The 19,183-nt window shown below is 51.1% G+C and carries 22 protein-coding genes and 1 other annotated feature; of the genes, 6 read left to right on the top strand and 16 right to left on the bottom strand.

The features are described 5' to 3' along the window. Window positions 1-7: 7 nt before the first annotated feature. The 6 genes from pheS to thrS form a co-directional block, all read right to left on the bottom strand. Window positions 8-991 (bottom strand): phenylalanine--tRNA ligase subunit alpha, encoded by a 984-nt coding sequence (pheS, locus tag ACH1XZ_RS04095; protein WP_035896277.1) that lies wholly within the window; start codon window positions 989-991, stop codon window positions 8-10. 60 nt (window positions 992-1,051) lie between these two features. Further along, window positions 1,052-1,176, bottom strand: a sequence feature (Phe leader region). Beyond that, entirely contained in the window at window positions 1,127-1,171 is a 45-nt protein-coding gene (gene pheM / locus ACH1XZ_RS04090; protein WP_001386830.1) for a pheST operon leader peptide PheM, read from the bottom strand. (Overlaps the previous feature by 45 nt.) Before the next feature lie 118 nt (window positions 1,177-1,294). Continuing rightward, window positions 1,295-1,651, bottom strand: a complete 357-nt coding sequence (rplT, locus tag ACH1XZ_RS04085; RefSeq protein WP_000124850.1) for a 50S ribosomal protein L20 — start codon at window positions 1,649-1,651, stop codon at window positions 1,295-1,297. Window positions 1,652-1,702: 51 nt separating this feature from the next. Then, window positions 1,703-1,900 carry a 50S ribosomal protein L35 gene (rpmI, locus tag ACH1XZ_RS04080; protein WP_003030583.1) on the bottom strand — a complete coding sequence of 66 codons (198 nt, stop codon included), beginning with the start codon at window positions 1,898-1,900 and terminating at the stop codon, window positions 1,703-1,705. 96 nt (window positions 1,901-1,996) lie between these two features. After that, window positions 1,997-2,539 (bottom strand): translation initiation factor IF-3, encoded by a 543-nt coding sequence (gene infC, locus ACH1XZ_RS04075; RefSeq protein ID WP_071828920.1) that lies wholly within the window; start codon window positions 2,537-2,539, stop codon window positions 1,997-1,999. Window positions 2,540-2,542: 3 nt separating this feature from the next. After that, window positions 2,543-4,471, bottom strand: coding sequence for a threonine--tRNA ligase (thrS, locus tag ACH1XZ_RS04070; RefSeq protein WP_395594419.1), 1,929 nt, complete (start codon window positions 4,469-4,471; stop codon window positions 2,543-2,545). Between the two features lie 292 nt (window positions 4,472-4,763). Here thrS and yniD point away from each other — a divergent pair, with 292 nt between their 5' ends. Beyond that, window positions 4,764-4,871 carry a small membrane protein YniD gene (gene yniD / locus ACH1XZ_RS04065; protein ID WP_100249959.1) on the top strand — a complete coding sequence of 36 codons (108 nt, stop codon included), beginning with the start codon at window positions 4,764-4,766 and terminating at the stop codon, window positions 4,869-4,871. A 269-nt stretch (window positions 4,872-5,140) separates the two neighbouring features. Here the strand turns inward: yniD and ACH1XZ_RS04060 are convergent, their stop codons facing one another. Next, window positions 5,141-5,386, bottom strand: coding sequence for a YdgH/BhsA/McbA family protein (locus ACH1XZ_RS04060; RefSeq protein ID WP_395594418.1), 246 nt, complete (start codon window positions 5,384-5,386; stop codon window positions 5,141-5,143). A gap of 270 nt (window positions 5,387-5,656) precedes the next feature. Continuing rightward, window positions 5,657-6,415, bottom strand: coding sequence for a DUF481 domain-containing protein (locus tag ACH1XZ_RS04055; protein WP_395594417.1), 759 nt, complete (start codon window positions 6,413-6,415; stop codon window positions 5,657-5,659). 315 nt (window positions 6,416-6,730) lie between these two features. On the opposite strand from ACH1XZ_RS04055, the gene pfkB reads away from it, so the two are divergent. Continuing rightward, entirely contained in the window at window positions 6,731-7,663 is a 933-nt protein-coding gene (pfkB, locus tag ACH1XZ_RS04050) for a 6-phosphofructokinase II (protein WP_395594416.1), read from the top strand. Window positions 7,664-7,937: 274 nt separating this feature from the next. Beyond that, window positions 7,938-8,798 (top strand): fructosamine kinase family protein, encoded by an 861-nt coding sequence (locus ACH1XZ_RS04045; RefSeq protein WP_395594415.1) that lies wholly within the window; start codon window positions 7,938-7,940, stop codon window positions 8,796-8,798. 25 nt (window positions 8,799-8,823) lie between these two features. Here the strand turns inward: ACH1XZ_RS04045 and tonB are convergent, their stop codons facing one another. Further along, entirely contained in the window at window positions 8,824-9,537 is a 714-nt protein-coding gene (gene tonB, locus ACH1XZ_RS04040; protein ID WP_395594698.1) for a TonB system transport protein TonB, read from the bottom strand. Window positions 9,538-9,757: 220 nt separating this feature from the next. Here tonB and ACH1XZ_RS04035 point away from each other — a divergent pair, with 220 nt between their 5' ends. Then, on the top strand, window positions 9,758-10,054 hold the full coding sequence (locus ACH1XZ_RS04035; protein WP_035896284.1) for a YciI family protein: 297 nt from the start codon (window positions 9,758-9,760) through the stop codon (window positions 10,052-10,054). Between the two features lie 63 nt (window positions 10,055-10,117). Here the strand turns inward: ACH1XZ_RS04035 and ACH1XZ_RS04030 are convergent, their stop codons facing one another. Beyond that, complete coding sequence (locus tag ACH1XZ_RS04030) at window positions 10,118-10,291, bottom strand: YciY family protein (RefSeq protein ID WP_123652457.1); 174 nt, start codon at window positions 10,289-10,291, stop codon at window positions 10,118-10,120. Window positions 10,292-10,434: 143 nt separating this feature from the next. Here ACH1XZ_RS04030 and cls point away from each other — a divergent pair, with 143 nt between their 5' ends. Then, entirely contained in the window at window positions 10,435-11,895 is a 1,461-nt protein-coding gene (cls, locus tag ACH1XZ_RS04025; RefSeq protein ID WP_185669960.1) for a cardiolipin synthase, read from the top strand. Between the two features lie 33 nt (window positions 11,896-11,928). Further along, complete coding sequence (locus ACH1XZ_RS04020; protein WP_395594414.1) at window positions 11,929-12,258, top strand: HI1450 family dsDNA-mimic protein; 330 nt, start codon at window positions 11,929-11,931, stop codon at window positions 12,256-12,258. 39 nt (window positions 12,259-12,297) lie between these two features. Here ACH1XZ_RS04020 and ACH1XZ_RS04015 read toward each other — a convergent pair whose 3' ends face one another. From ACH1XZ_RS04015 to oppA, 6 genes are all read right to left on the bottom strand, one after another. Next, on the bottom strand, window positions 12,298-13,140 hold the full coding sequence (locus ACH1XZ_RS04015; protein ID WP_395594413.1) for an ion transporter: 843 nt from the start codon (window positions 13,138-13,140) through the stop codon (window positions 12,298-12,300). 54 nt (window positions 13,141-13,194) lie between these two features. After that, window positions 13,195-14,199, bottom strand: coding sequence for a murein tripeptide/oligopeptide ABC transporter ATP-binding protein OppF (oppF, locus tag ACH1XZ_RS04010; RefSeq protein ID WP_035896062.1), 1,005 nt, complete (start codon window positions 14,197-14,199; stop codon window positions 13,195-13,197). After that, the gene (oppD, locus tag ACH1XZ_RS04005; RefSeq protein WP_202217817.1) at window positions 14,196-15,191 is read right to left on the bottom strand and encodes an ABC transporter ATP-binding protein; all 996 of its coding nucleotides are present in this window, start codon (window positions 15,189-15,191) and stop codon (window positions 14,196-14,198) included. Before oppD ends, oppF begins: the two co-directional genes overlap by 4 nt. Window positions 15,192-15,202: 11 nt before the next feature. Then, window positions 15,203-16,111 (bottom strand): oligopeptide ABC transporter permease OppC, encoded by a 909-nt coding sequence (gene oppC, locus ACH1XZ_RS04000; RefSeq protein ID WP_123652460.1) that lies wholly within the window; start codon window positions 16,109-16,111, stop codon window positions 15,203-15,205. Between the two features lie 14 nt (window positions 16,112-16,125). Beyond that, window positions 16,126-17,046, bottom strand: coding sequence for an oligopeptide ABC transporter permease OppB (gene oppB / locus ACH1XZ_RS03995; protein ID WP_395594412.1), 921 nt, complete (start codon window positions 17,044-17,046; stop codon window positions 16,126-16,128). An 85-nt stretch (window positions 17,047-17,131) separates the two neighbouring features. Next, window positions 17,132-18,763 carry an oligopeptide ABC transporter substrate-binding protein OppA gene (gene oppA / locus ACH1XZ_RS03990; protein ID WP_395594411.1) on the bottom strand — a complete coding sequence of 544 codons (1,632 nt, stop codon included), beginning with the start codon at window positions 18,761-18,763 and terminating at the stop codon, window positions 17,132-17,134. Window positions 18,764-19,183 lie beyond the last annotated feature (420 nt).

The following is a 19,183-nucleotide window of genomic DNA, read 5'->3' as shown; positions in this document are numbered from 1 at the left end:
CCTGCCCTTATTTAAACTGTTTGAGGAAACGCAGATCGTTTTCGAAGAATGCACGCAAGTCGGTGACACCGTAACGCAGCATGGTCAGACGCTCCATGCCCATACCGAACGCAAAGCCGGAGTATACTTCCGGATCGATACCAACGTTGCGCAGTACGTTCGGGTGCACCATCCCGCAGCCCAGAACTTCCAGCCATTTGCCGTTTTTACCCATCACATCCACTTCTGCGGAAGGTTCGGTGAACGGGAAGTAGGATGGACGGAAACGAATCTGCAAATCTTCCTCAAAGAAGTTACGCAGGAAGTCGTGAATCGTGCCCTTCAGATTGGTGAAGCTGATGTTCTTATCAACAATCAGGCCTTCCATCTGATGGAACATTGGGGTGTGCGTCTGATCGTAGTCGTTACGATATACGCGGCCCGGCGCGATGATACGGATTGGCGGTTCCTGATCTTTCATGGTGCGGATCTGGACGCCGGAAGTCTGCGTGCGCAGCAGGCGGGTCGCATCAAACCAGAAAGTGTCGTGGTCAGCGCGTGCTGGGTGGTGCGCAGGGATATTCAGCGCATCGAAGTTATGGTAGTCATCTTCGATTTCCGGACCCGTCGCAACGGTAAAGCCGAGCTCACCGAAGAAACTTTCAATACGGTCGATAGTGCGGGTCACCGGGTGTAGACCACCGTTTTCAATGCGACGGCCCGGCAGGGAGATATCGATGGTTTCTGCGGCCAGACGGGCATTCAGCACGGCGTTTTCCAGGTCGGCTTTACGCGCGTTCAGTGCCTGTTGCACCTGCTCTTTTGCTTCGTTGATGACGGCACCCGCTGCTGGACGCTCTTCTGGCGGCAGTTCACGCAGTGTGGTCATCTGAAGGGTCAGGTGCCCTTTCTTACCCAGATATTCGACGCGGACATTGTCTAACGCGGCAACATCTGAAGCCTGGTTAATGGCTGCCTTGGCACTGGCAACCAGCTCTGCGAGATGTGACATGGTTTTCCTCATTATGTCGGTGCAGACACCGGTTTGGTGGACTTAATCTCGAATTCAGATACAAAAAAAGCCTCCATCCGGAGGCTTATTGGCGCTGATTTTTCGTTTCTTCTTTCACGCGCAAGCCTCCTGAGTTCAGGTGCTAAAGTAAAAGAAGAAGCGGAAAATAGCAGCATTCATGCTTGCGTTACCTTGTGTGGTAATAACCGTAGAGTCTTTATTGAAAGGTCTACGCTGATAAATGTCAATGCATTGATACGGTTAAAATGAAAAGAGGGAGACTAGCTCCCTCTTCCAACTGGCTTATGCCAGTGCTGCTTTCGCTTTTTCGACCAGAGCGGTGAACGCTACTTTGTCGAATACTGCGATGTCAGCCAGGATCTTACGGTCGATTTCAACAGAGGCTTTTTTCAGGCCGTTGATGAATTTGCTGTAAGAAATACCGTTCTGACGTGCTGCTGCATTGATACGTGCAATCCACAGCTGACGGAACTGACGTTTACGTTGACGACGGTCACGGTAAGCGTACTGACCAGCTTTGATAACAGCCTGGAAGGCAACGCGGTATACGCGAGAACGCGCACCGTAGTAGCCTTTAGCTTGTTTCAGAATTTTTTTGTGACGTGCACGAGCAATTACACCACGTTTTACGCGAGCCATATGAGCTCTCCTGTATCTATATTCTTAGTAAAAAAATTAAACGTTAACGGCTTATGCGTACGGCAGGCACGCGATAACCAGACCCAGATCGCCTTTAGACACGAGGCCTTTTGGACGCAGGTGACGTTTACGTTTAGTAGATTTTTTGGTCAGAATATGACGCAGGTTTGCGTGCTTACGCTTAAATCCACCACCACCGGTTTTTTTGAAGCGCTTAGCAGCACCGCGTACGGTCTTAATTTTAGGCATCTTAATAACTTCCACTTCGCATTGTTAATAAACGAAACGTAGGCGAACAGTATCGGTGAAGCCCTAAGACTTCACCAACACCGCTACTTGAAGGCCTTACTGTTTCTTCTTAGGAGCGAGCACCATGATCATCTGGCGGCCTTCGATCTTCGTAGGGAAGGATTCGACTACTGCCAGTTCACTCAGGTCGTCACGGACGCGCGTAAGCACTTCCATACCGATCTGCTGGTGGGCCATTTCACGACCGCGGAAACGCAGTGTGATCTTAGCCTTATCGCCATCTTCGAGAAAGCGAACCAGGCTGCGGAGTTTTACCTGGTAATCGCCATCATCGGTCCCAGGACGGAATTTAATTTCCTTAACCTGGATAACTTTTTGTTTCTTCTTCTGTTCCTTAGAAGACTTACTTTTTTCATAAAGGAACTTGCCGTAGTCCATAATACGACAAACTGGCGGTTCGGCGTTAGGGCTGATTTCAACTAAATCTACTCCGGCCTCTTCAGCCTTTTCGATAGCTTCTCTCAGACTCACAATACCCAAAGCTTCGCCTTCCAGACCTGTCAAGCGAACTTCCAGGGCGCGAATCTCGCCATTGATACGATTCGGACGTGCCGTTTGAACTCGTTTTCCGCCTTTAATACCTTATTCCTCCAGTTGTTGAAGACTGCGGCTGCGAATCTCTTGTTGCAGCTTCTCAATCACTTCACTTACGTCCAGGCTGCCCAGGTCTTTACCACGGCGGGTGCGAACGGCAACTTTGCCAGCTTCCACCTCTTTGTCACCGCAGACCAACATATAAGGGACACGACGTAAAGTGTGCTCGCGGATTTTAAAGCCAATCTTCTCATTTCTCAAGTCCGCTTTTACACGAATGCCTGCATTTTGTAGTTTACGGGTCAATTCGTTAACGTATTCAGACTGAGAATCAGTGATATTCATCACCACAACCTGCACAGGGGCAAGCCATGTTGGGAAGAAACCAGCAAACTCTTCGGTCAGGATGCCAATGAAGCGCTCCAAAGACCCCAGAATTGCGCGGTGAATCATCACCGGTACCTGACGTTCGTTGTTTTCGCCAACATAAGAGGCGCTCAGACGAGACGGCAGTGAGAAGTCCAGCTGTACAGTACCGCACTGCCATGCACGATCGAGGCAGTCATACAGGGTAAATTCAATTTTCGGACCGTAGAATGCGCCTTCACCCAGTTGATACTCAAACGGGATGTTGTTTTCTTCCAGCGCAACCGCCAGATCCGCTTCAGCACGGTCCCACATTTCATCGCTACCGATACGTTTTTCCGGACGCGTTGAAAGTTTGACCACGATTTTTTCGAAACCGAAAGTGCTGTACATATCATAGACTAAACGAATGCATGCGTTCACTTCATCACGCACCTGCTCTTCCGTACAGAAGATATGGGCGTCATCCTGAGTGAAGCCGCGTACACGCATTAAGCCATGCAGTGCGCCTGACGGTTCATTACGGTGGCAGCTACCGAACTCCGCCATACGCAGCGGCAGGTCACGGTATGATTTCAGACCCTGGTTGAAGATCTGAACGTGCCCCGGGCAGTTCATTGGCTTGATGCAGTATTCACGGTTCTCAGAAGAGGTGGTGAACATCGCATCTTTGTAGTTGTCCCAGTGGCCGGTTTTTTCCCACAGCACACGGTCCATCATGAACGGGCCTTTCACTTCCTGATACTGGTACTCTTTCAGCTTGGAGCGTACAAAAGTTTCCAGTTCACGGAAGATAGTCCAGCCGTCATTATGCCAGAACACCATACCCGGCGCTTCTTCCTGCATATGATACAGGTCGAGCTGCTTACCGATTTTACGGTGATCGCGTTTTGACGCTTCTTCCAGACGCTGCAGGTAGGCATTGAGGGCCTTTTTGTCCGTCCATGCAGTACCATAGATACGCTGCAGCATCTTGTTGTTGCTGTCGCCGCGCCAGTAAGCACCAGCGGTTTTCATCAGCTTGAAGTAGTGACAGAAGCGCATATTCGGCACGTGCGGACCACGGCACATGTCGACGTATTCTTCGTGATGATACAAGCCAGGCTTGTCATCATGCGCGATGTTTTCATCCAGGATGGAAACTTTATAAGTTTCACCACGTTTGACGAAAGTTTCACGAGCTTCATGCCAGCTCACTTTCTTCTTGATGACATCGTAGTTTTTCTCGGCGAGCTCGTGCATGCGTTTTTCGAGCGCGTCGATGTCTTCCTGGGTCAGCGTATGGTCAAGATCAACGTCATAATAGAAACCGTTGTCAATTACCGGGCCGATCGCCATTTTGGTGTTTGGCCACAGCTGTTTGATCGCATGACCAAGCAGGTGTGCACACGAGTGACGAATGATTTCCAGACCGTCTTCATCTTTTGCGGTGATAAGAGACAGCGTGGCATCGTTTTCAATCAGATCTGAAGCATCAACCAGTTCACCGTTCACGCGCCCAGCGATGGTGGCTTTTGCCAGGCCAGGACCGATGTCCAGAGCAACATCCATTGGGCTAACGGCGTGGTCGTAATGGCGTTGGCTGCCATCAGGAAGAGTAATTACAGGCATTTAATGTCCTTATTTGCAGTGGTGCCCCACACGAAAGAGCACATACAAAACTATATGATTAAATTTATCAACAGGTTATGGATTGATTTCTGCTTCACTCTGCAAAAAATGAGGAGTGCATATACATTGTGTACCCTGCTCCGCCTACATCCGCCTGCTGATAACACCGTGGGTTAGTTTACACATCATCAGGACATGATAAAAGCCGCAATTACCCTGTGGGGTACACACTGCTACCTTTACCAACAATTCTGATACACTACGTTAAATCTTAAAGAAAAAAGGACAGAATATGCCCACTCATCGATTCGCAAAAAAACATTGGAAAATGGTGTTGGTACTGATCGCTATCTGTGGCGCAATGCTACTGCTTAGATGGGCGGCGATGATTTGGGGATAATGTGGGAAGTGTAAAAGCTAATTACGTGGAGCTTTCAAGCCATTTTTAACATTCAGGCTAGCGCATTAGAATATATACAAAAAATGCTGTTAACACAGATTTATTGACAATATGTGCGACTAAATCCGATTCAGATTTACATACATAATACAAAAACTGAATTTTAATTAGAAATAAATCGCAGCAAGAAAAACCGGTACCACTCTACCCGGTTTTCTCTGCCGTTATAAATAATTGAACAAAAATCAGATTATTACAGCACAGAAATATTAGGACCAACCACCAGCAACCAGGGTGTGTACATTAAACGCATCATCCATTGACTGGCCGGTAGACTGAGAGCCTGGCGCCATGTTAGAGCCCGCTTCAACGTCGTGCGCGCTAGAGATACCAATGTGCTGTGCAGTAGTGGTGTTCGTAGAACTGGCAGGTTGAGTTACTGGTTCGGCGGCAAATACGCCGAAAGAGAGTGCTGACAGCAGAATAGCTGCGGATGCGATTTTGATATTTTTCATAATGTTTATTCTCTGACTTGATTAAGACTTTAGAACACTAAGGCATCATTCCGCCCTTGAACATAGTCTAGATCCAGATCACACTTTTGCCTAGTCAAAATATTTAGCTATTCGTGTCAAATTTATTGAATATATATGTCAGAAAGGTCGATTGTGGAGATATTATGAAGAACTTGTATTTTTAATAAAATAAAACAGCGGTTGCTTTAAATAATAACACAAAACGATAAATTGAAAATACAGGCTGGACATTCTCCAGCCTGTAAATTATTACATCGTATAACCAAGCGTCAGCGACGTACGGCGATCGGTATGATTCGGCGCCGTTGCTGGTGGTTCAGAGTTCCAGCTCACGTTGTAAGCCACTTTCAAACCAAAGTGTTCGTTGATAGCGACATTCAGCGCGGTTTCTGAGTTGACGGTCGTATCATCCGCACCGAGCACGGACACGCCCTGAGTGAATTTCGCGGTTTGAGTCATCTGCCACGCGTAGGTTGCGGAAGCATAACCCAGCGGCTGAGTTTCTGAATTGCCATCCGTATATTCGTCATAACGAACGCCAGGACCGAATTCAAAACGGAAGCTGTGGATAGGCCCATTCAGAAACTGACGACCATAACCCGCCGTGAACACGTCGCGCTCATGGTAACCATTATAGCGGTCGGTCAGCCAGCTAGCTTGACCAAACAGGTAATCTTCATGAGTCATATTGTAACGACTACGACCACCTACAGAGTATTTCTCTGAAGAGCGTTCATCGTTTGCTGACGTGTTGCTGGCGTTACCCCAGAGGGACCAGGCCGTCGATTCACCATACCAGGTGAGCGTGGAGTCAGCGGTCGCTGATGTACTTTTAGTATTACCAGCCTGCGAGAGATAGCCCGCATTGACGTTGCCTTCAAAAGGTTTCTTGGCGGTGCTCGGGTCATCCATGACAGTAAAAACGGTATCACTAGCGGTTGCATACGCAGACGCAAACACGCCCCCCAGCAGCACAACCGCTGCCGGTACTGTCTTCAAAAGCTTCATTTATTAATGGTCCGTACAACAAAATAGGAGACAATTCCGTCCCGGGAACTTTCGCGAGGATCAACGACGGGGTGGTCCATAGAAAGGCAACAAATTATAAAAAGGCACGTATAACATAGCAATCTATTCTTCTTTCATTTTTTGAATAAGAGACCTCTTAAAGCACATTTTAATTTATAATAAAATGCCGCGGCTTCTTTACACTTTTCTATAAAAATCAGTCCGTTGATTCTTTCTTTATTCTCTATACGGTGCCAGACTTAAACGCAATTGTGTTCTAAGCCATTTATTGGCTTAAAAAGGGAGGTTATCGCTATGGTCAAGATCTACACGCTGACGCTCGCCCCTTCACTCGACAGCGCCACACAAACACCACAAATTTATCCGGAAGGGAAACTCCGTTGTAGTGCCCCTGTTTTCGAGCCTGGTGGCGGTGGAATTAACGTTGCGCGCGCAATCACCTTCCTGGGCGGCAGCGCGACCGCTATTTTCCCCGCCGGTGGCGCAACAGGGGAACACCTTGTCGCCCTACTCCAGGCCGAAAAAGTACCGGTTGAAAGCATCGAGGCACACGAGTGGACCCGCCAGAATCTCCACGTTCACGTTGCGGCTAACGGTGAGCAATATCGTTTTGTGATGCCCGGAGCCACGCTCAACGGTGACGAACTGATGAAATTACAGGAAAAGGTCCTGCAGATTGCGCCAGGCTCGCTACTCGTCATCAGCGGCAGTCTGCCACCAGGCGTTTCCCTAGAACAGTTCACTACACTCATTCAAGCCGCCCAACATCATGGCCTACGTTGTGTTATCGACAGCTCCGGTGATGCCCTGACCGCTGCACTGGCGATAGGCCAGATTGAGCTGGTTAAACCGAATCAGAAAGAGCTCAGCGCGTTGGTCCAACGTGAACTTGTACAACCTGATGATGTGCGCAATGCCGCGCTGGAAATCGTCCGCAGCGGTAAGGCCCGGCGCGTGGTGGTATCTCTAGGCGCGCAAGGGGCGCTGGCTATTGACGAGCAAAGCTGCGTTCAAGTTGTGCCGCCACCCATCAAAAGTCAGAGCACCGTTGGTGCGGGCGACAGTATGGTTGGCGCCATGACCCTCAAGCTTGCTGAAAACGCGTCCCTCGAAGAAATGGTTCGCTTTGGTGTTGCTGCTGGCAGTGCAGCGACGATTAACCAGGGCACGCGCCTGTGTTCGCAAGAAAATACGCATAAGATTTACGCCTACCTGCAACAGCACTAAATGCTCAAGAATCGGACTCGTAGCGCACGCTACGAGTCGCGAAATCACGGTAATCAACTATGCTAACCAAACTCCATTGTTAACAATGGTGTGCATCGCGAGGGTTTAACGCACGACAGCCACGGGTGAGCCGCCATGCATCTGTCGCAGAAGGCATACGACCTTGTCCCTGCTTTCTACACGCTTTTTACCCGTTGTGCGGTATAGCTCGTATTTTTACCTGGTATTTATGCGCTAACCTTATGATATGGCAGAAAACATGGGGAGAGACATCATGTGGCAAGCGATCAGTAGTCTGTTAGGCGAGCAACTTGGAAGTGGCGAAATCGATCAGCGTACTGAACTGCCCGGCGGTGAGATCCATGCCGCATGGCATATGCGCTATGCGGGTCGCGATTTTTTCGTTAAATGCGATGAACGAGAGTTATTGCCCATCTTTACCGCGGAAGCCGATCAACTCGAACTGCTCTCCCGCAGTAAAACCGTGTCCGTCCCTGAGGTATTTGTCGTCGGTTCAGACCGCGATTACAGCTTTCTGGTGATGGAGTACCTGCCACCTCGTCCGTTGGATGCGCATAATGCATTCTTACTGGGCCAGCAGCTTGCCCGTTTGCACGAATGGAGCGATCAGCCGCAGTTTGGCCTCGACTTCGACAACGATCTGTCTACCACCCCACAGCCCAATGCCTGGCAACGGCGCTGGTCCAACTTTTTCGCCGAACAGCGTATTGGCTGGCAACTTGAGCTTGCGGCAGAAAAAGGCATGGAGTTCGGAGATATTGATGCCATTGTTGACCACATCCAGCAGCGCCTGAGCAGCCACCAGCCACAGCCTTCTTTATTGCATGGCGATCTGTGGTCAAACAACTGTGCGCTGGGACCAAATGGCCCCTATATCTTTGACCCAGCCTGTTACTGGGGCGACCGGGAGTGCGACCTGGCCATGTTACCGCTGCACCCGGATCAACCGCCGCAAATTTACGACGGCTATCAGTCCGTGTCGCCACTTCCGGCAGACTTCCTTGACCGTCAACCGGTTTATCAGCTTTATACCTTAATAAACCGCGCCATTCTTTTCGGCGGTCAGCACTTTGTCACTGCGCAGAAAGCGTTAGACAACGTTCTCGCTGCATAAAAAAAAGCCCCTTGCGGGGCTTTTTTTAGTTCATCTGCACGCCTTTCAGGCGGAACTCAATATTCATAATGAGCCCAGTGCCCGGTTTACCGGCTTCATAGCGCCATTTGCGCATGGCCGTTTTTACATCGCGTTCAAACATATTTGACGGCTGAGCGGAAAGAATTTCCACATTTTCGACGCGCCCGTCAGCGGTAACGTCAAATTTCACCCGAACTTTACCTTCAATACGCAAAGCCTGTGCGCGTGTCGGGTAACCTGGCTGCGGGCGATTAAGCGCACGTGGGCCAGTTGGTGCATTGACAGACGGGGCACTTGCGCCTGGCAGGTTATTTGCCACGGAACGCGCTGGCGGCGCATCATTATTCACCGTGGAGAGCGGGCGCTGTTCAACCGGCTTGATTTCCGGTTTTGGCTGCTCAACTTTTTTCACCGGCTTCGGTTTAGGTTTTGGCTTAGGTTTCGGTTTATGAATAACGACCGGGGCCTGCGGCACCTCAGGAATAGGTTCCGGTTCCGGCTCAGGTTCAGGCTCAACGACAGGCTGCGGCTGAACCACTGCCTGTGGGGGCTCTAAATCAGCGGGAGCCACCATCGTGATGGTAATCGGCTGAGCGGGTGCGGGCAGTTCAATAACCTGATGTACCGAGGTATAAAGCAGACCGGCCACGACGGCACCGTGAATGCCAACAGAGAGTAACGTCGGCCACGGAAAGCGGCGAGGTAAATCAAGGGTCATTGCAGTCATAATCGTTACAGTTGAAAAATGAGACCCTGATTTTAAATGCAAATGACAATCATATTCAATAAGGCATCTTATCTTCGATCAACTTTTTGCCCTTCCTGCCCAAAAAATCCTCGCCCAAACACAACTTTTCACACCGACAAAACTTTGCATTGCAGTCGCTAGCGCTTTCCCTTAACGTAATCCGCAAATTATTTAAACAGGAGTTCCGCCCGTGCTTTACGTCATCTACGCCCAGGATATCGCCGACTCTCTTGAAAAACGACTTTCCGTTCGCCCTGCTCATCTGGCCCGCCTGCAGCTTCTGCATGATGAAGGCCGTCTGCTGACCGCGGGCCCAATGCCAGCCGTTGATAGCAACGATCCAGGCGCTGCCGGTTTTAGCGGTTCAACGGTTATTGCTGAATTCGAATCACTGGAAGCCGCTCAAGCATGGGCGCAGGATGACCCCTACGTTGCCGCAGGCGTTTACCAGCAGGTTTCAGTAAAGCCTTATAAGAAAGTATTTTGATAAAAGCGGGCTGGAGCTTGCTAAAAAACTGAGGGCACCCTGACGGTGCCCTTTTTTATATCATCAGAGATCGTAGATGGCGAACAGCAGGCAATTGCGCTGCCGACCGACCAGGCACTTTCTGATGGAGTGGATACGCATGTTGCGGCGAGACTGAGCTTCCAGCCAACGCGACTTGCGACGGCTAGCTTGTCTCAGCATCCGCCAGCGCCCCACTTCCGGTCTACTACGCTTCATTTCTAACGCTCTTTCAAAAAAAGACGGACCATTATAGCCCCTTGCTAAAAGCTGACTAGCGCTTTCTCATGGTGTTTTTATTTGCCAGATGCCTTCGGATGCGTAAACTCTTAACAACTGGCATTCAAAAGGATTTTCGAAATATGACAACCGTCTACACCGTAGTGAGTTGGATGGCGATTCTGGGGTATTGGTTGTTGATAGCCGGGGTAACGCTGCGCATTTTAATGAAGCGCCGCGCCGTGCCTTCCGCGATGGCCTGGCTGCTGGTTATCTATATCCTGCCGCTGGTTGGGATCATCGCCTACCTCTCTTTAGGAGAGCTTCATCTCGGCAAACGCCGCGCCGAACGCGCCCGTGCGATGTGGCCATCAACAGCAAAATGGCTTAACGATCTCAAAGCCTGCAAGCATATTTTTGCTGAAGACAACAGCCAGGTCGCCTCTTCGCTGTTCAAACTGTGCGAACGCCGCCAGGGCATTGCTGGCCTTAAGGGGAATCAGCTACAGCTGTTAACGGAATCCGATGATGTCATGCAGGCCATCATCCGCGATATTCAGCTCGCACGGCATAATATCGAGATGGTCTTCTATATCTGGCAGCCCGGTGGTATGGCCGATCAAGTCGCCGAATCATTGATGGCCGCTGCGCGACGCGGCGTGCACTGCCGTCTGATGCTTGACTCCGCCGGGAGCGTGGCGTTTTTCCGCAGCCCGTGGGCAGCGATGATGCGCAATGCTGGCATCGAAGTGGTGGAAGCCCTCAAAGTAAACCTGATGCGTGTTTTCCTCCGCCGCATGGACTTACGTCAGCATCGCAAAATGATCATGATTGATAACTATATTGCCTACACCGGCAGTATGAACATGGTCGACCCACGCTTCTTTAAACAGGATTCTGGCGTTGGGCAATGGATTGATCTGATGGCGCGTATGGAAGGGCCTATCGCCACCGGTATGGGTATTGTCTACTCCTGCGACTGGGAGATAGAAACCGGCAAGCGCATTTTACCGCCGGCTCCAGACCTCAACATTATGCCGTTTGAAGAGGCCAGCGGGCACACCATTCAGACCATTGCCTCGGGGCCGGGTTTCCCGGAAGACTTGATTCACCAGGCGTTACTGACGGCGGCCTACTCCGCACGTGAGTATCTGATCATGACTACCCCTTATTTCGTTCCGAGCGAAGATTTGCTGCACGCCATCTGCACCGCCGCCCAGCGCGGCGTTGATGTTAGCATCATCCTGCCGCGTAAGAACGATTCGGTCCTGGTCGGCTGGGCAAGCCGCGCCTTCTTTACCGAACTGCTGGCCGCAGGCGTGAAGATTTACCAATTCGAAGGCGGTCTGCTGCACACCAAGAGCGTACTGGTTGACGGTGAGCTAAGCCTGGTCGGTACCGTGAACCTCGATATGCGCAGCCTGTGGCTCAATTTCGAAATTACGCTGGTGATTGATGATGCTGGATTCGGCGCCGATTTAGCCTCGGTTCAGGACGACTATATTTCCCGTTCCCGCCTACTGGACGCGCGGTTATGGGTAAAACGTCCTTTCTGGCACCGCATTGCCGAACGTCTGTTTTACTTCTTTAGCCCGTTGCTGTAAAACGTGCCCAATAGAACTCAACAGGTAGCCATCATGGATATGGATTTAAATAATCGTCTTACTGAAGACGAAACGCTCGAGCAGGCTTACGACATTTTCCTCGAGCTGGCCGTCGATAATCTCGACCCCGCCGATGTAATTCTGTTCAACCTGCAGTTTGAAGAACGCGGCGGCGCTGAGCTGTTCGACCCATCTGAAGACTGGCATGAACACGTTGATTACGACCTCAACCCAGATTTCTTCGCCGAAGTGGTCATTGGTCTGGCAGAAACCGATGGCGGCGAACTGAATGATGTTTTTGCGCGCATTCTGCTTTGCCGCGAAAAGGATCACAAGCTCTGCCATATTCTGTGGCGTGAATAAGTCCGAGATGGATTAAAGGCAGCGTAAAGCTGCCTTTTTTTATGCCCCAAGATCGTGGGGAAGCGCTGTCCCACATCCATTGCAATAGCGTGCTTTCGGATCATGATCGCGCTGTTTACAGTGCGGGCACACGCGTTCCTGCCGGCGTTTTTGAAATTCAGCGGTCATCTGCGCGGTGATAATCCCGGTCGGAATAGCAATGACAGAGTAGCCGATTAAGATAAGAATCGACGCCACCGTTCTTCCTGGCGCGGTATGAGGCGTAATATCGCCATAGCCCACCGTCGTCACCGTAACAATCGCCCAGTACACGGAGGTGCTCAGCGTGGTAAAGCCATTGACTGGCCCTTCTATCCCGTACATCAGCGCACCCGCGACAACCATGACAATGCCTATGAAGGCGTAGAACAGAATAAGCTGATGCCTGGAATTAACGATTGCACTCCACAGGCTATTTAACGCGGGCATCAGGCGCAGTAGTTTAAGAATACGTAATACACGGATCACGCGCATAGCACGCCAGGCGAACAGGTATTCCACACCTATCTGCGGCCATAATAAAATGACGTACAGCGGTAAAATGGTGGCAAGATCGATAAATCCCCAGAAGCTGAAAACATATTTTGCGGGTTTCGGCCAGCAAAATACGCGCAGGCAATACTCCAGGGTAAACATCAGGGTAAACCCGACCTCGAACATGACGAAAGCGTGCCATTCGTCAAACGTTAGATGATAAGTTGTGCCAATCCCAGATTCGATAAAAATAACGACAACGCTTAATAACGCAAACAGCCCGCACAAGGCTTCAAACCGTCGGCCGGTACGCGTACGTTGATCGAATAAGAAATGATAAAGACGATGGCGCAAAGCGCTAATAGCCACCACGTTATCTCCTCGTCAAAATAAAAAGGGCTGGCAACTTGCCAGCCCAGACGATTATAACGGGTCAACCTTGAGACAGGAAACCGCGTGGCGGAAACTTCCTTCCAAAAGTGGACGCGTTTTCGCGCACTCCGGCCCTGCCAGCGGGCAACGCGTACGGAATACGCAGCCTGATGGCGGGTTAATCGGTGAAGGTAGCTCCCCTTCCAGTAGCTGGATGGTTTTATTCTTCTCCATATCCGGGTCTGGAACCGGTACAGCCGACATTAATGCCTTGGTGTACGGATGAAGCGGATTGTTGTACACCTCATCATAGGTCCCCAGTTCCACTGCATGGCCCAGATACATCACCAGTACACGGTCGGAGATATGCTTTACCACCGCCAGATCGTGGGCGATGAAGATAAGCGACAGCCCCATTTCACGCTGTAGCTGCTGAAGTAGATTCACCACCTGCGCCTGAATAGAAACGTCCAGCGCCGATACCGGTTCATCACAGATAATCAGCTTAGGTTCCAGAATCAACGCTCGGGCGATACCGATACGCTGGCACTGGCCGCCGGAAAATTCATGCGGATAGCGGTTGACAAGGTTTGGCAACAGCCCAACCTTCATCATCATGGTTTTCACTTTGTCGCGCACTTCCTGACGCGGCATCTTCGGATAATACGTGCGCAGCGGCTCGGCGATGATCTCGCCGATGGTCATACGCGGGTTCAGCGAGGCCAGCGGGTCCTGGAAAATCATCTGGATATCGCTACGCACGGCGCGCCACTCATCCGGCTTCATCCCCAGAAGATCTTTGCCAAGCCAGGCCACTTTGCCTTCTGTCGCCTTCACCAGCCCAATAATGGCACGAGCAAACGTCGACTTACCGCAACCTGATTCCCCCACTACGCCCAGCGTCTCGCCTTCATACAAACGCAGGGTGACGCCATCAACCGCTTTCAGCGTTTTTGGCGGCTGCCAGAACCACTGTTTCCCGTCTTTAATCTCGAAGTGAACCTTTAAGTCTGCAATTTCGAGCAGGACTTTTCTTTCATCAGTTACGGCGCTCATACCAGTTCCCCCACGTTTCTAAAGCAGGCACGCAAACGGCCTGGCGCAAACTCTTCCAGCGGTGGCGCGCTATTGCATGCCTCCATCGCATGAGGACAGCGAGGCTGGAATGGGCAACCGGTTGGCAAACGCAGTAAGTTCGGTGGGTTACCAGGGATGGTTAACAGCGATTCACCCTCGGCGTCAAGACGTGGAACGGCATTCAGAAGACCAATAGAATAAGGATGTGCAGGATGATAGAACACATCGCGCGCTTTACCGTACTCCATGGTTCGCCCGGCATACATCACCAGCACCTTATCGCAGATCCCAGCAACAACGCCCAAATCGTGGGTGATCATGATAATCGCCGTATTGAACTCGCGCTTCAGCTCATTCAACAGGGTCATAATTTGCGCCTGAACGGTCACGTCCAGCGCGGTAGTTGGCTCATCGGCAATCAGCAGTTTTGGCCGACACAGTAGCGCCATAGCGATCATCACGCGCTGACGCATCCCGCCAGAGAATTCGTGCGGGTACATCTTCATGCGCTTACGCGCTTCCGGCATTTTGACCGCATCGAGCATTCTGACCGACTCTTCAAACGCTTCAGCCTTGCCCATGCCTTTATGCAGCATCAGGACTTCCATAAGCTGCTCATCGACACGCATATACGGGTTCAACGAGGTCATTGGGTCCTGGAAAATCATGGAGATCTGCTCGGCACGCAGCTTATTCAACTGATGCTCTGGCAGGTTAAGGATCTCTTTACCGTTAAACAGCGCCGATCCCCCAATACGCCCGTTGCTGGCCAACAGCCCCATCAGCGCAAACGCGGTCTGCGACTTACCGGAACCGGACTCACCAACGATCCCCAGCGTTTCGCCCGCACGCAGGCTAAAGTTGAGGTCGTTCACGGCCGTCACGTCACCGTCCGGCGTTTTAAAAGTAACGCGTAAATCTTTTACATTAAGCAACCGCTCAGATGCCGTTGCCGTTTCAATTGTGCTCATGGCAACTCTCCTTAACGGTCTTTCGGGTCGAGGGCATCACGCAGGCCATCGCCGATAAAGTTAAAACAGAACAGGGTCACAACCAGGAATCCAGCCGGGAACAGCAGCAGCCACGGTGAAACCTCCATTGAGTTTGCCCCGTCGCTTAACAGTGCGCCCCAGCTACTCAGCGGCTCCTGGGTACCCAGGCCGAGGAAGCTCAGGAAGGATTCAAACAGAATCATGCTCGGTACCAGCAGTGAGGCGTATACCACCACCACGCCCAGTACGTTTGGCACGATATGGCGAACCACGATGCTTACCGTAGAAACACCACCCACCTGCGCCGCTTCAATAAACTCTTTACGCTTCAGACTCAGGGTCTGACCACGTACGATACGCGCCATATCCAGCCAGGACACCATCCCGATAGCCACGAAGATAAGCAGGATGTTTTGCCCAAAGAAGGTGACCAGCAGTATCACGAAGAACATGAACGGGAAGGAGTTGAGGATTTCCAGCAGACGCATCATCACTGAGTCAACTTTACCCCCCAGATAGCCGGACAGTGAGCCATACAGCGTGCCCACAATCACCGCCACCAGCGCGGCGGCAATCCCAACCATTAAGGAAATACGTCCACCGATGGCCACACGCACCAGAAGGTCACGCCCGGATGAGTCGGTACCAAAGTAGTGCCCGGAGGCCATATCCGGCGCGTTAGACATCATGCCCCAGTCAGTGTCGAAGTAGGAGAACTGCGACAACATCGGGGCCAGCGTCACGAACAGTGCAATAAGAACCAACACAACCAGGCTGGCTACCGCGGCGCGGTTATGCATGAAGCGTCGGCGCGCATCCTGCCACAAGCTACGCCCTTCGACTTCCAGCTTTTCACTGAAGTTTTCCAGCGCCTCGCTGCTTTTTTTACTTAACATCATGGCGAACTCCAGCCTTAGTAACGGATTTTCGGGTCAATCACGGCGTAGAGCACGTCTACTACCGCGTTAAACAGGATCGTCAGTGCGCCAACCAGAATGGTCAGGCTCAGCACCAGGGAGTAATCGCGGTTAAGCGCCCCGTTAACGAACAGCTGTCCAATCCCCGGCAAGCCGTAGATTGTCTCAATGACCATCGAACCGGTAATGATACCGACGAAGGCGGGCCCCATATAAGAAAGCACCGGCAGCAGCGCAGGTTTTAACGCGTGGCGGAAAATAATTCGGCGCATCGGTAACCCTTTCGCCCGTGCGGTACGGATGAAGTTGGAGTGTAAAACTTCAATCATCGAGCCGCGGGTAATACGCGCAATGCTGGCAATATAAGCCAGAGAGAGCGCCACCATCGGCAGGATCATGTATTGAAGCGCCCCGCCGTTCCAGCCACCGCCGGGTAGCCAATGCAGCGTGATCGCAAATATCATCACCAGCAGCGGCGCGACAACGAAGCTCGGTATGACCACCCCGGTCATTGCCACCCCCATTACCGCGTAATCCCATTTGGTGTTCTGTTTTAAGGCCGCAATAACCCCGGCAGTGACACCGAATATAACGGCCAGCAGGAACGCCGCGGCGCCCAACTTCGCCGATACCGGGAAGCTCACCGCTACCAGATCGTTAACCGTATAATCTTTATATTTAAAGGAAGGACCGAAATCACCGTGAGCGAGCTGCTTCAGGTAATTGCCGTACTGAACCAGAATTGGATCGTTTAAATGGTATTTCGCTTCGATATTCGCCATCACTTCTGGCGGCAGCGTACGTTCACCCGTAAACGGACTTCCCGGGGCGAGACGCATCATAAAGAAGGAAATAGTAATAAGAATAAATAGCGTCGGAATCGCTTCCAGACAGCGACGTAATATAAATTTTAACATTGCCCGTACCTTCTGGCATGTGCCTTTGCACTGCTCTCAAATAAGACACGATGGGGCGAGCCAGCACTCGCCCCACGTATTGCCATTAATGCTTGATAACGTAGAGATCTTTAGTATAAACGTTATCCATCGGGTCTTTACCGGTGTAGCCGCCAACCCATGGTTTCACCAGACGGGCGTTCACATAGTAATAGACCGGTACGATAGCGGTATCTTTATCCAGCTGTTGTTCAGCTTTCGCATACGCGGCGGTACGCTGCTCTTCATTAGACGCCTTCACGGACTCAGCCATGATCTTATCAAATGCTTCGCTCTTATAGTGCGCCGTGTTCATGGAGCTGCCGGACAGCATAGTGTTCAGGAAGGAAGTTGGTTCGTTATAGTCCGCACACCAGCCCGCACGCGCAACGTCGTAGGTACCCTGGTGACGAGTATCAAGGAAGGTTTTCCATTCCTGGTTTACCAGCTTCACTTCGACACCGAGGTTTTTACGCCACAGAGAAGCCGCTGCAATAGCCAGTTTCTTGTGCAGATCGGAGGTGTTGTACAGCAGGTTGAAGGTCAGCGGCTTGTCAGCGGTATAGCCTGCTTCAGCCAGCAGTTTCTTACCTTCTTCGTTACGTTTTTCCTGTGACCACTTGAACCATTCTGGTTCGGTCAGCTTCGCGCCATCGGTATACGGCGGGGTGTAGCCATACGCAGGCAGGTCGCCCTGGCCTTTCACTTTGTTGGCGATAATATCGCGATCCAGACCCAGCTTCAGCGCAGTACGAACACGTGCGTCGGTAAACGGTGCTTTCTGGTTGTTAATTTCGTAGTAATAAGTACACAGATACGGATCGACGTGAACTTCGTTCGGGATCTCTTTTTTCAGCTTCTGGAACAGTTCAATTGGCAGCTGGTTATAGGTCATATCCAGCTCGCCACTACGGTAGCGGTTCACGTAGGTCACTTCAGAAGACGTTGGCAGCCAGGTCACCTCGTCAACAACGGTTTTGGCGTTGTCCCAGTACTGCGGGTTACGTGCCATCACGATACGTTCGTTAACAACCCAATCTTTCAGGGTATATGCACCGTTGGTTACGATATTACCAGGCTGGGTCCATTTTTCGCCGAATTTTTCAATTGCTGGCTTGTAGACCGGAGACATCGCTGGGTTAACCAGCAATTTATAGAAGTAAGGCACTGGCTCACTCAGGGTAACTTCCAGCGTGTGGTCATCCAGCGCTTTCACGCCCAGCTCGCTCGGCGCTTTTTTGCCGTCGATGATGTCATCAACATTCACGATATGACCGTACTGCGGATAGCTCGCATAAGGGGACGCGGTTTGCGGATCCACCAGGCGCTGCCAGCTATAAACGAAATCTTGTGCGGTAACCGGTTGGCCGTTAGACCATTTAGCGTCTTTACGCAGGTGGAATGTCCAGACTTTAAAGTCTTTATTATCCCAGCTTTCTGCAACGCCCGGAATTGGATGGCCGTCTTTAGGAGAGGTATTCAGCAACCCTTCGAACAGGTCGCGACTAATATTCGCCTCAGGCACCCCTTCAATTTTATTCGGGTCGAGGGACTGCGGTTCTGCGCCACTGTTACGTACCAGCGTTTGCTTGCTTGCCAACTGCACGCCTGCAGGAACATCTGCAGCCATAGCATTTCCCGCGATCAGTGCGGATAGAATGCCTGCCGCAACCAGGCTTTTTTTTGTGATGATGGACATTGTGTTGATACTCCGTTCATTATTATTACTGACTCACGCCAGCCTGTTTAGTCCCCTTTCGGGTTCCCGTACAGCGCAGGAGTTTTTTGCGTCTGCCGGGTCGTTTACTGCTGCTATCACCGACTTTTTTATTACGGTTGCTCTTATTGGCAACCTGACGTCGATTCATTAAAAGCCTCCCCCCTGTCGGGAAGACTTTCTTATTCCGTTCATAACTATTTACAACTAGAAACAGTTATCGTTTACAAAACTTTATCTTGCGAATTACCCTGGCCGGAAAGTACCAAATGCCTACCACTGCCGCCAATATAATTTGCAAATTTGTTAACCAATTCTCTTTTGTTCAACATTCTGCACGATGGTCGTTAGCGTATTCGCAAAATCAAGCCATCTGAACTCAATATTTTTCAAATAGATAGC

The organism is Kluyvera chengduensis (assembly GCF_044197065.1).
Taxonomy (GTDB): domain Bacteria; phylum Pseudomonadota; class Gammaproteobacteria; order Enterobacterales; family Enterobacteriaceae; genus Kluyvera; species Kluyvera ascorbata_C.
The sequence above is the reverse complement of the archived record's forward strand: the minus strand, read 5'-3'. Positions and strand labels throughout refer to the sequence as shown.

Bases quoted from the DNA above. Each gene is read 5' to 3' on its own strand.
- pheS (WP_035896277.1), bottom strand. From the start codon at position 991: ATGTCACATCTCGCAGAGCTGGTTGCCAGTGCCAAGGCAGCCATTAAC.
- rplT (WP_000124850.1), bottom strand. From the start codon at position 1,651: ATGGCTCGCGTAAAACGTGGTGTAATTGCTCGTGCACGTCACAAAAAA.
- rpmI (WP_003030583.1), bottom strand. From the start codon at position 1,900: ATGCCTAAAATTAAGACCGTACGCGGTGCTGCTAAGCGCTTCAAAAAA.
- thrS (WP_395594419.1), bottom strand. From the start codon at position 4,471: ATGCCTGTAATTACTCTTCCTGATGGCAGCCAACGCCATTACGACCAC.
- yniD (WP_100249959.1), top strand. From the start codon at position 4,764: ATGCCCACTCATCGATTCGCAAAAAAACATTGGAAAATGGTGTTGGTA.
- ACH1XZ_RS04060 (WP_395594418.1), bottom strand. From the start codon at position 5,386: ATGAAAAATATCAAAATCGCATCCGCAGCTATTCTGCTGTCAGCACTC.
- ACH1XZ_RS04055 (WP_395594417.1), bottom strand. From the start codon at position 6,415: ATGAAGCTTTTGAAGACAGTACCGGCAGCGGTTGTGCTGCTGGGGGGC.
- pfkB (WP_395594416.1), top strand. From the start codon at position 6,731: ATGGTCAAGATCTACACGCTGACGCTCGCCCCTTCACTCGACAGCGCC.
- ACH1XZ_RS04045 (WP_395594415.1), top strand. From the start codon at position 7,938: ATGTGGCAAGCGATCAGTAGTCTGTTAGGCGAGCAACTTGGAAGTGGC.
- tonB (WP_395594698.1), bottom strand. From the start codon at position 9,537: ATGACCCTTGATTTACCTCGCCGCTTTCCGTGGCCGACGTTACTCTCT.
- ACH1XZ_RS04030 (WP_123652457.1), bottom strand. From the start codon at position 10,291: ATGAAGCGTAGTAGACCGGAAGTGGGGCGCTGGCGGATGCTGAGACAA.
- cls (WP_185669960.1), top strand. From the start codon at position 10,435: ATGACAACCGTCTACACCGTAGTGAGTTGGATGGCGATTCTGGGGTAT.
- ACH1XZ_RS04020 (WP_395594414.1), top strand. From the start codon at position 11,929: ATGGATATGGATTTAAATAATCGTCTTACTGAAGACGAAACGCTCGAG.
- oppF (WP_035896062.1), bottom strand. From the start codon at position 14,199: ATGAGCGCCGTAACTGATGAAAGAAAAGTCCTGCTCGAAATTGCAGAC.
- oppD (WP_202217817.1), bottom strand. From the start codon at position 15,191: ATGAGCACAATTGAAACGGCAACGGCATCTGAGCGGTTGCTTAATGTA.
- oppC (WP_123652460.1), bottom strand. From the start codon at position 16,111: ATGATGTTAAGTAAAAAAAGCAGCGAGGCGCTGGAAAACTTCAGTGAA.
- oppB (WP_395594412.1), bottom strand. From the start codon at position 17,046: ATGTTAAAATTTATATTACGTCGCTGTCTGGAAGCGATTCCGACGCTA.
- oppA (WP_395594411.1), bottom strand. From the start codon at position 18,763: ATGTCCATCATCACAAAAAAAAGCCTGGTTGCGGCAGGCATTCTATCC.